Below are 13,799 nucleotides of genomic sequence, written 5' to 3'. Positions count from 1 at the left end.
TGAGCGTTAATGGGGCTGCTTTGCAGCCCTTCGCGGGCACGCCCGCTCCCACAGGGCGCTGAACTCAAGAAATGCACGATCCCCTGTGGGAGCGGGCGTGCCCGCGAAGGGTCGCAAAGCGGCCCCAAATTACTTAACTGACAGGCATTACCCGCATGGGCGCTTTTTTTATTTGCGCGCCAGCAGGGTGGCCCGGCGTGGTGCGGGCAGGCCTTCGATGGTCTTGCTGTGGTCGTTCGGGTCGAGGAAGTCAGCCAAGGACTGGTAACGCATCCAGTCGGTGCTGCGCTGCTCTTCAATGCTGGTCACACTCACGTCGACGCAGCGTACGTCGCTGAAGCCGGCACGGCGCAACCAGCGCGCCAACGCCGGTACCGAAGGCAGGTACCAGACATTGCGCATCTGTGCGTAGCGGTCTTCGGGCACCAGCACCTGGTTTTCATCACCCTCGACCACCAGGGTTTCCAGTACCAGCTCCCCCCCTTTGACCAGGCAGTCCTTCAGCGCCAGCAGGTGCTCGATGGGCGAGCGGCGGTGGTAGAACACGCCCATGGAAAACACCGTATCGAACCCTTCCAGGTTGGCCGGCAGTTCTTCGAGCGCGAAAGGCAGGTGCCAGGCGGGCAGCTCCGGCAGGTATTGCTGCACCGCCTGGAACTGGCAGAAAAACAGCCAGTTGGGGTCGACGCCGATCACCATGTCGGCGCCCGCACCGAGCATGCGCCACTGGTAGTAGCCGTTGCCACAACCGACATCGAGCACACGTTTGCCCTTGAGATCCAGGTGGGGGGCCACGCGAGACCACTTCCAGTCGGAACGCCATTCGGTGTCGATGTGCACGCCGAACAGGTCGAACGGGCCTTTGCGCCAAGGTGACAGGCCCATCAAGGCCTGGCGCATCTGTGCACGGGTGGCCGCGTCGCAGTCGCAGTCCAGGCGCAGGCCGTTGACCAGGTCGACTTCACTCGCTTGCACGGCGGGCAAGGCTTCCAGCGCACCGCGCCAGCGGTCCAGGTCACCGTGGCCCTTTTCCAGCTTGGCTTGCAGTTGCGCTTGCAGGCCTTGCGACCAGGAAGCCAGGGGGGTACCCGCCAGGCGGCGGACCAGGGGAGACAAATCGATCATGGCAGGGCTATCAACGAGGCGAAGTTAAGGCATTGGAACCACGGCACCACTTTCGAGAAGCCGGCGGCAAGCAGGCGCTCCTGGTGGGTTTCGAGGGTATCGGGGCGCATCACATTTTCAATGGCGCTGCGTTTCTGGGCGATTTCGAGTTCGCTGTAACCGTTGGCCCGCTTGAAGTCCAGGTGCAGCTCATTGAGCAGGTCCTGGGCTCGCTCATCGGCGAAGCGCAGCTTTTCCGACAGGATCAACGCACCGCCGGGCAGCAGTGCCTGGCGGATGCGGGCAAGCAGTGGCAGGCGTTGGTCGGGGGCGATGAATTGCAGGGTGAAGTTCATCGCCACCACCGACGCGGGCTCGAAGGGGAGGGCGAGGATATCGGCTTCGAGCACCTGTACCGGCAACAGCTCCTGGAACATCGAGTCCTGGGCGGTGAGGTACTGGCGGCAGCGCTCGACCATGGCGGCGGAGTTGTCGACCGCGATCACCCGGCAGCCATCGCTGCGCACATGCCGGCGCAGCGACTGGGTGACCGCACCCAGCGATGCGCCCAGGTCGTAGAGGGCGGTATGCGGCTGGGCAAAGCGTGCGGCCAGCACACCGAGGTTTTCCACGATGGTTGGATACCCCGGCACCGAGCGCTTGATCATGTCTGGGAACACGCGTACCACGTCCTCGTTGAAGACGAAGTCGGGCACTTGCTCCAGGGGTTGGGCAAAAAGGCGGTCGGGTTGTTTGCTCACGGCGGATCCAGGCTGCGGGTGGTAGGCAAGGGCGGCATTCTAGCCAAACCGCGGCCTGGATGCATGATTGGCTGACCGGCGCTGCAGCTCAGTTGACCCGAAGGGCGCAATCGAAGGTTTGCACGGGCGCGACGTCGGTGGCCCAAGGCTGCTGGTAGACCAGCACCAGCTTGCCTTCACCCCGGGCGTGGGCCTGGTAGCGCCAGGTGGACAAGCCCGAGCTGCCGACCATGCCTGTGTCGTCTGGCGCGCTGTAGACCTCGGGGCCAAGGCTGTGCAGTACACCGGCTGCCGGGTCCTGCACACGCCAACGGTAGCCGGTAGAGGGGTTGCTGGGCAGGCTCAGCGTGAGGTTCTGGCCAACCTGCAGGCGGATGGGGCACTCGCTTTCGGCGTCCAGTTCGACGGGTTGAGTGGGTTGCTGGGCGCAGGCGCCCAGCAGGGCGAAGCTCAGGGGAACGAGCAGACGAGGGGCGGTCATGTTGGCTCCGGAGGCTGGCGATGGCCTGAGGATAACCGATGATCAAGGAAATTTGTGGGGCTTGTGCCTGATGCCGGTCAGTCAAGCGGTTGGGGCCGCTGTGCGGCCCATCGCCGGCAAGCCGGGCTCCCACAGGTACCGCGCAAAGCTTGAGGTCTGCACTGCCCCTGTGGGAGCCCGGCTTGCCGGCGATGGGCTGCGAAGCAGCCCAATGGCTGCCACTAAGGCTTGACTGACTGGCATTAGCCCAAGGCCTGTCAGAACAGTACTTTCGCCACGTCGGCAAAGCGTTTGGCAAAATGCACCGTCAAACCTTCGCGCAGGTAGTCCGGCAGTTCCTCGAAGTCGCCGCGGTTAGGCTCTGGCAAGATCAATTCGAAGATCTTCTGCCGCCGTGCCGCGATCACTTTCTCGCGCACCCCGCCAATCGGCAGCACCTGGCCGGTGAGGGTAAGTTCGCCGGTCATGGCCACACCTTTCTTCGGTGCCTGGTTGCGGGCCAGCGACAGCAGGGCACTGGCCATGGTGATGCCAGCGCTCGGCCCGTCCTTGGGGGTGGCCCCTTCAGGCACATGCAGGTGAATGAAGGCTTCGTTGAAGAAACCGGGGTCACCCCCGAACTGCTTGAGGTTGGAGCTGACGTAGCTGTAGGCGATCTCGGCCGATTCCTTCATCACATCGCCCAGCTTGCCAGTCAGCTTGAAGCCGCGGTTGAGGGTGTGGATGCGGGTTGCCTCGATCGGCAAGGTCGCGCCGCCCATGCTGGTCCAGGCCAGGCCAGTGATCACACCTTTGCCAGCCAGCACCTGCTCGCTGCGGAACACCGGCATGCCGAGTGCGGCCTCCAGGTCCTTGGTGCCGATTTTCAGCTTGGCGTCCGGGTTTTCCAGCAGCTTGACCACCGCCTTGCGCACCAGCTTGCCCAATTGCTTTTCCAGCTGGCGCACCCCGGCCTCTCGGGCGTAGCCCTCGATCACCGTGCGCAGCGCGCTGTCGCTGATGCTCAGGCTGGCCTTGGCCACCCCGGCCTTTTGCAACTGCGTGGGCCACAGGTGGCGCTTGGCGATGGCCAGTTTTTCTTCGGTGATATAGCCGGACAGGCGGATCACTTCCATGCGGTCCAGCAGCGGGCCGGGGATCGAGTCCAGGGTGTTGGCGGTGCACACGAAGAGCACTTTCGACAGGTCCAGGCGCAGGTCCAGGTAGTGGTCGAGGAAGTCGACGTTCTGTTCCGGGTCGAGGGTTTCCAGCAGCGCCGAGGCCGGGTCGCCCTGGTAGCTCTGGCCCATTTTGTCGATCTCGTCGAGCATGATGACCGGGTTCATCACTTCGACATCCTTCAACGCCTGCACCAGCTTGCCGGGTTGGGCGCCGATGTAGGTGCGGCGGTGGCCCTTGATCTCGGCCTCGTCACGCATGCCGCCGACGCTGAAGCGGTAGAACGGCCGGCCGAGCGACTCGGCAATCGACTTGCCGATACTGGTCTTGCCCACGCCGGGCGGGCCTACCAGCAGCACGATCGAGCCACTGATCTCGCCTTTCCAGGCGCCAACGGCGAGGAACTCGAGGATGCGTTCCTTGATGTCGTCGAGGCCTGCATGGTGCTGGTCGAGTACCTTGCGCGCGTGCTTGAGGTCGAGCTTGTCCTTGCCATGGATGCCCCATGGCAGGGCAGTGGCCCATTCCAGGTAGTTGCGGGTGACGGCGTATTCGGGCGAACCGGTTTCCAGAATGGCCAGTTTGCCCATTTCTTCATCGATGCGTTTGCGCGCCTGCTCGGGCAGGGTCTTGCCTTCCAGGCGCTGCTCGAACTGCTCCAGGTCGGCACTGCGGTCGTCCTTGGTAAGGCCCAGCTCCTGCTGAATGACCTTGAGCTGTTCCTTGAGGAAGAACTCGCGCTGATGCTCGCCAATCTGGCGGTTCACCTCGGCCGAAATCTCGTTTTGCAGGCGGGCGACTTCGACCTCCTTGCGCAACATGGGCAGCACTTTTTCCATGCGCTTGAGCATGGGCACGCAGTCCAGCACTTCCTGCAACTGGCCGCCGGTAGCCGAGGTCAGCGCGGCGGCGAAGTCGGTGAGCGGCGACGGGTCGTTAGGGCTGAAGCGGTTGAGGTAGTTCTTCAGCTCTTCGCTGTAAAGCGGGTTGAGCGGCAGCAGTTCCTTGATCGCGTTGATCAGGGCCATACCGTAGGCCTTGACCTCGTCGGTAGGCTCGGCGGGCTGGCGCGGGTATTCCACTTCGACCAGATAGGGCGGGCGGTGATGCTTGAGCCAGGTCCGGATACGTACCCGGGTCAGGCCTTGGGCCACGAACTGCAGCTTGCCGTTTTCACGGCTGGCATGGTGCACCTTGACCAGCGTGCCGTATTGCGGCAATGCCGAGGTATCGAAGTGGCGGTGGTCTTCTGCCGGCGTGTCCATGAAGAACAGGGCCAGGCAGTGGTCAGGGGACTTGGCGACCAGATCAAGGGTTTCCGCCCAGGGCTCTTCGTTGACGATCACAGGCAGTACCTGGGCCGGGAAGAACGGGCGGTTGTGGATCGGAATCACATAGACCTTGTCCGGCAGTTGTTGGCCGGGCAGGGCGAGGGCGTGGCCGGCTTGGGCCTGGGGGGTGGTGTGCTCGACTTCGCTGTGTTCGTCGGGGTGTTCCGGGAAATCCTGCTGGTCGCTCATGGGGCACCTGCGTGAATGACTATGGTGCTTAGATGGGGCGCAGGGGATTGGGTTTCAAGTTTCAAGCTGCAAGCTGCAAGCTGCAAGCTGCAAGAAAAAAGCGGGACCGCATTGGCCCCGCTTTTACTTGCGGCTTGTAGCTTGTGACTTGCAGCTTATTCAGCCAATTTGTAAGCGATGATGTAATCGCCCATCCGCGTACCCAGCGAGCCATGCCCGCCCGCGGTCACCAGCACATATTGCTTGCCGTCCTTGCCGGTGTAGGTCATCGGGGTGGCTTGGCCACCCGCTGGCAGGCGGGCTTTCCACAGTTCCTTGCCGTTGTTCACATCGTAGGCGCGCAGGTACTGGTCGAGGGTCCCGCTGAGGAAACCGACGCCGCCTGCGGTCACGATCGAGCCGCCCATGCTGGGCACGCCAACCGGCAGGCCGATCGGCACGGGTGTGCTGTCACGGGTGGTGCCGTTCTTGTGCTTCCACACGACTTTGTTGGTGAACAGGTCGATGGCGGCCACGTAGCCCCAGGCCGGGGCCTGGCACGGCACGCCCAGGGGCGACATGAACGGGTGCATGATCACGGCATACGGGGCACCGGTGTTCGGCTGCACGCCGCTGGTTTCGCTTTCGCGCTTGCTGCCCTCGGCAACCTGTTCACGCGGCACCATCTTCGACACGAATGCCATGTAGTTGGGCGAGGTGAACAGCAACTGGCGCACCGGGTCGACCGATACGCTGCCCCAGTTGAATACGCCTACGTTGCCTGGGTAGACCAGCGAGCCCTGCTCGGACGGTGGGGTGTACTGGCCCTCGTAGCGCAGTTCGCGGAACTGGATGCGGCACAGCATCTGGTCGAACGGGGTGGCGCCCCACATGGCTTGTTCGGTCAGTTCCGGGCCCAGCAGGTTGAGGTCGGAACGGGCCTGGGTCGGCGAAGTGTGGTCGCCTTTCACCGCACCTTGCGGGGTGGGGATTTCACGGATCGGCACGATTGGCGTACCGTCGCGGCGGTCGAGCACATACAGGCTACCCTGCTTGGTCGGCACGATGATCGCCGGTTTCATGCCATCGTCGGTCTTCAGGTGCACCAGGGTCGGCTGGCTGCCGACGTCCATGTCCCACAGGTCGTGGTGGGTGAACTGGTAGTTCCAGCGGGCCTTGCCGGTCGCAAGGTCCAGGGCTACCACACCTGCGCTGTACTTCTCGGCGCCTGGGGTGCGGTCAGCGCCCCACTGGTCTGGGGTCTGGTTACCCAGCGGCAGGTAGATCATGCCGAGGTCTTCGTCGACACTGGCGATCGACCACATGTTGGCCGAGTTGCGGCTGTACATCTTGCCGGGGGCCAACGGCTTGGTGTCTTCCGGGTTGTTGCTGTCCCAGTTCCACACCAGGTGGCCGTCGTGCACGTCGTAGGCGCGGATAACGCCAGACGGCTCGTTGGTGGACTCGTTGTCGGTGACATGGCCGCCGATGATCACCAGGTCGCGGGTAATGGCCGCGGGCGAGGTGGAGTAATAGCCGCCGGCGGTGAACGGGCCGATGCCGGTTGTCAGGTCGATCACACCCTGGTTGGCGAAGCCTTCGCAGACCTTGCCGTTGTCGGCGTTGATGGCGATCAGGCGCGCATCTGCGGTGGGCAGATACAGGCGGCGCGGGCAGGCCTGCGCCACGGCTTGGCCGGCGTCGCTGATTTTCGGGGCCGGGCTGCCGTCGCGGCTGACGTAGCGGTTCTCGTCATAATACGAAACCCCGCGGCAGGTCATGTGGGCAAAGCCTTTGAAGGTGCCGGTGGGGCTCTTCACCTGCGGGTCATAGCGCCAGATTTCCGCGCCGGTGTCCGGGTCGAGTGCCAGCAGACGGCTATGCGCGGTGCAGGCATACAGCATGCCGTTGACTTTCAGTGGGGTGTTCTGGTTGGTCAGCTCGACCGGGTCGTTCTCGGTCGGCAGGTCACCGGTGCGGATGCGCCAGGCTTCTTCCAGGCGGTAGGCGTTCTGCGGGGTGATCTGGCGCAGTGGCGAATAGCGGTCGCCATGCTCGGTACGGCCATAAGCCTGCCATTCGCCGTCCGGCATGCTCGGCGCGGCGCTGGCCATCTCGCTGCTGTCGCGGCCCAGTTCGCCAAACACCTCACCCGGGTGGGTGAACTGGCTGCCCAGGGCGCAGGCGCCTGCGGCCACCACGGCCACGCTGAGCACCGCCGTGTTGGCAGTGCTGGCCGGGCCGATCAGCGGGCGGCGTGCCCACGGTAGCAGCAGGACCACGCCGATGGCGAACCAGATGGCCAGGCGCGGCACCAGTTGCCACCAGTCCAGGCCGACTTCGAGCAAGGCCCATACCGTGCTGCCTAGCAGCACCAGGCCGTACAGGCCCAAGGCGATGCGCCGTTGGGCCAGCAGCAGAATGCCCGACAAGGCAAAGCCGATACCGGCAACAAGGTAGTACAGCGAGCCGCCCAGCTGGCTCAACTTGATGCCGCCGGCCAGCAGGGCCAGGCCCATCAGCAACAGCAGCGCGCCAATCAGGCGCGGTAGCCAGCGGCTTCCAGTGTTGGCACCTTCAGTGCTCATTTCAGGTTCTCCGTCACGTCAAAAAAATTCAGAAACTGCTTTGGATCTTCAGGCCACCGACCAGGGCGCCATCGACTTGCGACACGCCGCCGGGGTGGCGGATGTACTGCAGGTTCGGGCGGACCGTGAGCCAGTTGGCCACATGAATGCCGTAGTAAAGCTCGGCGCTGTATTCCGTGTCTTGCACAGGCAGGAAGCCGGGGTTGTCGTAATCGTCAAGGCCGGCTGCCTGGTTGGCCAGGCGGGCGTTCTTGCGGTAGCCAGGGTTGACGTGCACGCGGGCGAGGGCGAAGCCGATGTCGTCCTTGGCGCGGGCATCGAAAGGCCCTTTGAATACCAGTCCTGCCTGAACATAGTTGTCGATGACATTGGTTTTCTTGTCGTGCATCGTTGCGTTGGCGAACAGGCTCAGGCCACGCGAATGGTCGGAGGCCAGTGCAGTCACCTGCTGCTGGGCGCCGAGCCACACGCCATGCTTGCTCGAGCTGCTGCGGTAGGCGCCGCCGCTCAGGGCTGCCGGCTGGCCGTTGCTGTCCTTCAGAACATCGTGTGCCTTGGCATTACTGTAGTAGTAGCCGGCGCGATATTCCCCTTTCAGGCCTTTGACGCGCGGGCTCCATACCAGTTCGACTGGCATGACCGCACCTTGGGTGCCGCTGCCACTGAGCTTGAAGCCGTTACCTGACTCGAGGTTGGACGGGTTCTGTTCGAACACGCCAACCTGCGCGTACAAGGTGGGGCTGAGGTTGTAGCGCACGCGCAGGGCCCATTGGCTGACCGGCCAGTTGTACCAGATGCCACCCACCCAGTTGCCCACCTGCGAGCCGCAGAAGGCCAGGTTCTGGAAGTCACAGGGGAAACTGTTGAAGTCCTCGCCTTCGCCGAAACGGCCGAATTTCACGTCCAGTGCGCCGTCGAAGTACTTCTGCTTGATCCACATTTGAGTCAGCCGCCAGGTTTCACCGCGGCCCCACACTTCCTGGGCCGAGGTAAAGCCACCCACGCGTGGGTCATTGATGCGGTCGTTGCTGATGTTGTCGCCGTGGCGCTCGGTGATGGTCAGTTGCACTTCGGTGTCGTGCCAGCCAAGGATCTTGTCCAGGTCCAGGTGGCTGCCAAAGGTGAACTGGTCGCTGTAGCGCGCGGTACGGTCATGGTCGTAGCCACCGTGCAGGTTGCTGCCCATCTCGCCGGTGTAGCCGAGGGTGAAGTCGTAGCCTTGTTCAAGCAACCGGGTGCGGGTGCCGCCCCAGTCGCCGAGCATCCACGGGGAGTCGTTGGCGAACATTTCGCTGGCGCAGGTGGGGGTCGCCAAGGCAGCAAGGGCGACGCCTATGTAACAGGTTTTGGGCAGTTGGAGCATGAGATAGCGCTATCTTCTGATTATTGAAAAAACGGCAAGCGCATCGAAAGGCGAGGCTTTCAATGGATGTGGCAACGTGGGAGTTCAGTGAAGCGTTTCAGCTTGCGGCGGGGAGGATATAGGGGAAGGCGTCAGAAAAAAAGACAAATTGTCGCAGGTCATTATTGTTCAATTGGTAATAATGTCCGTAGGGCTCTGCTCTGCGCAGTTCCTGCGCCTACCCAGGTGTGGCGCAGTACGTGTAGGAAATGGCTTGCCGGCGATTGGGGCGCAAAGCGCCCCCACCATTTCAGAAGGTGGTACGCAGGCCCACTTCCACACTGCGCCCCGGTGCTGGCGCGATATCGCGCAGAATCGAGCTGGCATAGCGCACGGTCTGGTCGGTCAGGTTCTCACCGCGCACGAACGCCAGCCACTGGCTCTGGCCAACGTCGAAGCGGTAGCCAACACTGGCCCCCAGCGTGGTATAGCCATCGGTGCTGCTTTCGTTGGCCGGCTTGCGGTGCTGAGAGGCGGCGTGCTGCACGTCCACCCGGGCCTGCCAGCGGTCCAGCTCCCAGACCAGGCCACTGTTCAGGCGTAGCGGAGCAATACGGGGCAGCGGCTCGCCGCTGTCAAGGTTCTTGGCCCGGGTGTAGTCACCCGACAATTCCAGGGCAAAGCTGCCATAACGGTTCTCGACCAGCTGCCAGCGGTCCTGGGCCTCGATGCCGTAGAAGCGTGCCCGCACACCTTGGTACTGGTACTCCGGGAAACCGTCGTCGTGATCATGGTCAGCTTCGTCGTGGTCGTGATCATGCCCGCCTTCGCGCAGGTTGCCGGTGCCGATCAGGCCGATGTAATTGCGGAAGTGGCTGTAGAACAGCCCGACGCTGCCCTTGTGCGTACCGTTGTCGAAGCGTAACGCCAGGTCGGCGGAAATGGCCTTTTCCTTGTTCAGGCTGGCATCACCGACTTCATAGGCACCGGTGGCGACGTGGGCGCCATTGGCATACAGCTCGTAGAAGGTCGGGGCGCGTTCGGTATAGCCAAGGTTGGCCGCCAGCGACCAGACCGGGTCGAGTTGGTACACCGCGCCCGATGACAGGCTGAACGCATTGAAGCTGCTGGCGCTGTTGGCGTCGACGAAGTTCTCGTTGCCTTTGGCATCCGGGGCCACGCGGGTGTGTTCCATGCGGGCGCCCAGGCTCAGGTTCAGGCGCTCGGTCGCTTGCCACTGTTCGAGCATGAACAACGCCAGGCTGTCGGTATCGGTGTGCGGCACGAAGGCCTCTTCGCCCAGGGCAGAGAATTCGTTGCGGCTGACTTGCGCACCGATCACGCCCTCTACCGGCCCGAGCGGCTGATGGCGGGCTTCGATACGCGCTTCGTAGCCTTTGTTCTTGAACGTGGTGTGAACCTCGCCTTCCTCGATTTCGCTGTGTTCGTAGTCGGTGTAGCCAGCATCGACCTTGACCGAGCTGAACGGGCCATCGAGGTCGCGCAGTTCGGAGGCGAAGGCGTAGTGGTCCTGTTTCATGTCCAGGCGCACGCCGGATTCGGCCACCGAGCCGTAGTTGCTGTCGTAGCGGCTGTACGACAGGCCGGCGTAACCGTGGTCCCAGTGGTAGGCACCGCCGATGGCGCCGCCATCCTGGCGGCCATCGCTGTTTTCCAGGCGGTGCTTGCTGCCGGGCTCTTCGGCATCGCGCACTTTCGCGCTACGGGCGTAGCCAGGGATGCGCAGGTCATTGAACTGACGGCTGTTGGCATCCAGGTGCAGGGCGAACGTGCCATCGCCGGCTTCTAGCTTGCCGGCGCTGCTGCGGGTGGTGTCGGCGCCACCGTAACGCAGTTCACCGGCGCCGTGAATGCCCTCGATGGGGGCGTCGGGGATGCGGTTATCGAAGGTGTTGACCACGCCGCCAATGGCGTTGCCGCCGTACAGCAGTGCGGCAGGGCCGCGCACGATTTCGACACGATCGACGGTCACCGGGTCCAGCGGCACGGCATGGTCGTAGGACAGCGAGGAGGCATCCAGGGCGCCTACGCCGTTGCGCAGGATGCGAATGCGGTCGCCATCCAGGCCACGAATGACCGGGCGGCTGGCGCCAGGGCCGAACCAGGTCGAGGCGACACCGGGCTGTTTGTTCAGGGTTTCACCGAGGCTGCCGTGCTGCTGTTGCAGCAGGTTGTCGCCTTCGAGCACGGTGCTGGGTGCGGCCAGTTGGCGGTTGCCCAGCGGGTTGGCCGTGATCACCTGGGGTTCAAGTTCTACCGCGTGGCTGGGCGAAGCGGCCAGCCAGAGCGCGACGGCAAGGGGGGAGAGGCGAAGCGGTGCAGACAACATGAGAGTGGGACGTTCCTTGGCAGATGCTCATATAGTGTTACAACATAACATAACTATTTCAGCACAGAGGTTTCTTCCCTGGCCAGCATTTTTCTGCGGCCTCGCCGGATCCCACCCGCCACTACACTCGTGTAAGGTGCGCATCTTTCCCACGGAGTACAGCATGAGCACGGCCCAACACAACGCGCTGCACGGCAAGACCCTCGAACAGATCCTTACCGAGCTGGTGGCGCATTACCAATGGCAGGGCTTGGCCGAACGCATTGACGTGCGTTGCTTCAAGAGCAACCCGACGATCAAGTCGAGCCTGACCTTCTTGCGTAAAACCCCTTGGGCGCGGGAAAAGGTCGAGCAGTTGTACGTGAAGCTGCAGCGTCAGGCCTGAACGTGCTGCGGCGACCTTGGCTGACCGGCATGGCGGTGCTGGGCTGGTTCGGCCTGACCGTGCAGGTGTACCTGGTACTGCTGGCGCGTTGGCAGGAGCAGGCCAGCCTGATCGGCGGCCTGATCAACGTGTTTGGCTATTTCACGGTGTTGACCAACACCTTGGTGGCCACGGTGCTCAGTTATGCGGCGTTTGGCCGCGAAGGCCGGGCCAGGCATTTTTTTCTGTCGCCGTCGGTGAGTTCCGCGGTGGCCGCGAGCATTGTGCTGGTAGCGCTGGCCTACAGCGTGTTGCTGCGCCACTTGTGGCAGCCAGAGGGCTGGCAATGGCTGGCCGACGAGTTGCTGCACGATGTGATGCCGGCGCTGTACGCCTTGTACTGGTGGTGTGAGGTGCCCAAGGGCCATTTGCGTCTGCGGCACCTGGCGCTGTGGGCACTCTACCCGGCCGTATACTTTGGCTACGCCTTGTGGCGGGGTAGCGAGATTGGCCTGTACGCCTACCCGTTCATCGATGTGGCGAGGCTGGGGTACGGGCAAGTGCTGCTCAATGCCCTGGGCGTGCTGGCGGGGTTCTGGGGGATCGGGCTGGTGTTGCTGGGGCTGGATCGTTGGCGTGGGGCGCAAAAGTTTGCTTAGCCTGTGCCGGCCTCTTCGCGGGCAAGCCCGCTCCTACAGGAATACCACAGTCTTCAAGGCTGGTGATGTACCTGTGGGAGCGGGCTTGCCCGCGAAGAGGCCGTAACAGGCTGAAGCCGATTATTCGTCGTCCCCAGCCCCGTCGGCCCGCCAGTAAGCCGCGGCTTTCAAAGCATCCTCGGGCACGCCTTTTTCCAGCAGCAGCGCCTTGGCCTGGCGGGTCAGGGTTTTTTCCAGCGCTACCCAGGCGTACAACCGGCCTTGCGGCAAGGTCAGGTTCTGCACCAATGCCAGTAGGTCTTCCTCGTGGCGGCGTACCCAGATCACCTCGACCTGCGCCTTGCTCGGCAGCGGCTGGCGCTCCTGCTCGTCCTCGATCTGGATCACCGCCAGCACCTGGCGGCCAGCGGGCAGCTCCTCGAGCCGCCTTCCGATTGCCGGGATGGCCGTTTCATCGCCGATCAGCAAGTAGCTGTCGAACACATCCGGCACCACCAGTGAAGCGCGTGGCCCGGCGATATTCAGGGTTTGCCCAACCGCGGCCTGCGCCGCCCACGTGGAAGCAGGGCCGTCGCCATGCAGGACGAAGTCGATGTCCAACTCGTTGGCCACCAGGTCTATGCGCCGTGGCGTGTATTCACGCATGGTGGGCCGTACGCCACTGTCCTTGCCCAGCTTGCGGGCCTCGATGGCCTGTTGCTGCTCCGGGGTTTCGCCGAACAGCAGCTTGATATGGTCGTCGCTGCCCAAGCTGGTGAAGCCTTGCAGTTCAGCCCCGCCCAACGTGATACGGCGCATGCGCGGGGTAAGCTCGGTGACGCGCAGCACCTGCAGGCAGCGCTGGCGAATCTCGTGGTTGACGCGGTGAATGCTGTTAGTCATGGAGCGTCTCCGTAGCAGCGCCGGCCGGCCCGGAAGCGATGGCTTTGGCGGTGTGGTTGATCAGGTCGCGAACCCTGTCGATTTCTTCAGGTGTCCAGCGGCCGCTGTGCATGTGCAGCGCATGGCGCAGGTTGCCCACCGCTTCGTGAATTTCAGGCGGGCGATCGTGGCCGCGCAAGGCGCGCTTGCTGACTTCGATGCGCGTGCGCACGCCGTCCAGCGCCACCGCCTGGTCCGCCAGTGCACCGCGGCCGGCCTCGGTGATGGCATACAGGCGCTTGCTGCCCTGCACCTGGCCGCTGATCAGCTCGGCTTCTTCAAGAAAACTCAGCGTGGGGTAGATCACCCCGGGGCTCGGGCTGTAACTGCCTTCGAACAGGTTCTCGATCTGGCGGATCAGGTCGTAGCCATGGCCGGGCTGGCTTGCGAGCAAGTCGAGCATCAGCAACTTGAGGTCACCGGGGGCAAATACACGGGGGCCGCGTTCGCCGCGCCCGGGGCGCCGTTCGAAGGGGTCATGGGGGGTATGTTCACGCATGGGAATAGTGGCTCCTTCTTTGCGATATATCGTAAGATATTACTCAAGATATATCTAAAGACAAGCCCTCAAT

The 13,799-nt window shown here is 63.4% G+C and carries 11 protein-coding genes; 2 read left to right on the top strand and 9 right to left on the bottom strand.

Annotation, left to right across the window (positions count from 1 at the left end; all coding sequences use genetic code 11):
• Nucleotides 1–168 precede the first annotated feature (168 nt).
• The 7 genes from cmoB to APH30_RS05820 all read right to left on the bottom strand — a co-directional run bounded on the left by cmoB (nucleotide 169) and on the right by APH30_RS05820 (nucleotide 11,283).
• The gene (gene cmoB, locus APH30_RS05855) at nucleotides 169–1,125 is read right to left on the bottom strand and encodes a tRNA 5-methoxyuridine(34)/uridine 5-oxyacetic acid(34) synthase CmoB (RefSeq protein ID WP_054911937.1); all 957 of its coding nucleotides are present in this window, start codon (nucleotides 1,123–1,125) and stop codon (nucleotides 169–171) included.
• The gene (cmoA, locus tag APH30_RS05850) at nucleotides 1,122–1,865 is read right to left on the bottom strand and encodes a carboxy-S-adenosyl-L-methionine synthase CmoA (RefSeq protein WP_054911936.1); all 744 of its coding nucleotides are present in this window, start codon (nucleotides 1,863–1,865) and stop codon (nucleotides 1,122–1,124) included. The genes cmoB and cmoA overlap by 4 nt, the downstream gene beginning before the upstream one ends.
• An 88-nt stretch (nucleotides 1,866–1,953) precedes the next feature.
• Nucleotides 1,954–2,346 (bottom strand): protease inhibitor I42 family protein, encoded by a 393-nt coding sequence (locus APH30_RS05845; protein WP_009684752.1) that lies wholly within the window; start codon nucleotides 2,344–2,346, stop codon nucleotides 1,954–1,956.
• A gap of 257 nt (nucleotides 2,347–2,603) precedes the next feature.
• Nucleotides 2,604–5,024 carry an endopeptidase La gene (gene lon, locus APH30_RS05835; RefSeq protein ID WP_054911934.1) on the bottom strand — a complete coding sequence of 807 codons (2,421 nt, stop codon included), beginning with the start codon at nucleotides 5,022–5,024 and terminating at the stop codon, nucleotides 2,604–2,606.
• A 155-nt stretch (nucleotides 5,025–5,179) separates the two neighbouring features.
• Nucleotides 5,180–7,591, bottom strand: a complete 2,412-nt coding sequence (locus tag APH30_RS05830; RefSeq protein ID WP_054911933.1) for a glucose/quinate/shikimate family membrane-bound PQQ-dependent dehydrogenase — start codon at nucleotides 7,589–7,591, stop codon at nucleotides 5,180–5,182.
• Between the two features lie 28 nt (nucleotides 7,592–7,619).
• Nucleotides 7,620–8,954 (bottom strand): carbohydrate porin, encoded by a 1,335-nt coding sequence (locus tag APH30_RS05825; protein ID WP_009681959.1) that lies wholly within the window; start codon nucleotides 8,952–8,954, stop codon nucleotides 7,620–7,622.
• 289 nt (nucleotides 8,955–9,243) lie between these two features.
• Nucleotides 9,244–11,283 (bottom strand): TonB-dependent receptor, encoded by a 2,040-nt coding sequence (locus tag APH30_RS05820; RefSeq protein ID WP_029888012.1) that lies wholly within the window; start codon nucleotides 11,281–11,283, stop codon nucleotides 9,244–9,246.
• 163 nt (nucleotides 11,284–11,446) lie between these two features.
• On the opposite strand from APH30_RS05820, the gene APH30_RS05815 reads away from it, so the two are divergent.
• Both APH30_RS05815 and APH30_RS05810 read left to right on the top strand, forming a co-directional pair.
• On the top strand, nucleotides 11,447–11,668 hold the full coding sequence (locus APH30_RS05815) for a VF530 family DNA-binding protein (protein WP_003252112.1): 222 nt from the start codon (nucleotides 11,447–11,449) through the stop codon (nucleotides 11,666–11,668).
• Between the two features lie 2 nt (nucleotides 11,669–11,670).
• Nucleotides 11,671–12,306: a Pr6Pr family membrane protein gene (locus APH30_RS05810; protein WP_029887722.1), complete on the top strand. Its 636-nt coding sequence runs from the start codon at nucleotides 11,671–11,673 to the stop codon at nucleotides 12,304–12,306.
• 120 nt (nucleotides 12,307–12,426) lie between these two features.
• Here the strand turns inward: APH30_RS05810 and APH30_RS05805 are convergent, their stop codons facing one another.
• Entirely contained in the window at nucleotides 12,427–13,188 is a 762-nt protein-coding gene (locus tag APH30_RS05805) for a siderophore-interacting protein (RefSeq protein WP_009681954.1), read from the bottom strand.
• Complete coding sequence (locus APH30_RS05800; protein WP_054911932.1) at nucleotides 13,181–13,726, bottom strand: PadR family transcriptional regulator; 546 nt, start codon at nucleotides 13,724–13,726, stop codon at nucleotides 13,181–13,183. Before APH30_RS05800 ends, APH30_RS05805 begins: the two co-directional genes overlap by 8 nt.
• Nucleotides 13,727–13,799: the final 73 nt, after the last annotated feature.

It is taken from the genome of Pseudomonas sp. NBRC 111127 (assembly GCF_001320345.1).
Lineage (GTDB): Bacteria > Pseudomonadota > Gammaproteobacteria > Pseudomonadales > Pseudomonadaceae > Aquipseudomonas > Aquipseudomonas juntendi.
Note: the sequence above shows the minus strand (reverse complement) of the source record. Positions and strands in the feature narration are given on the sequence as shown.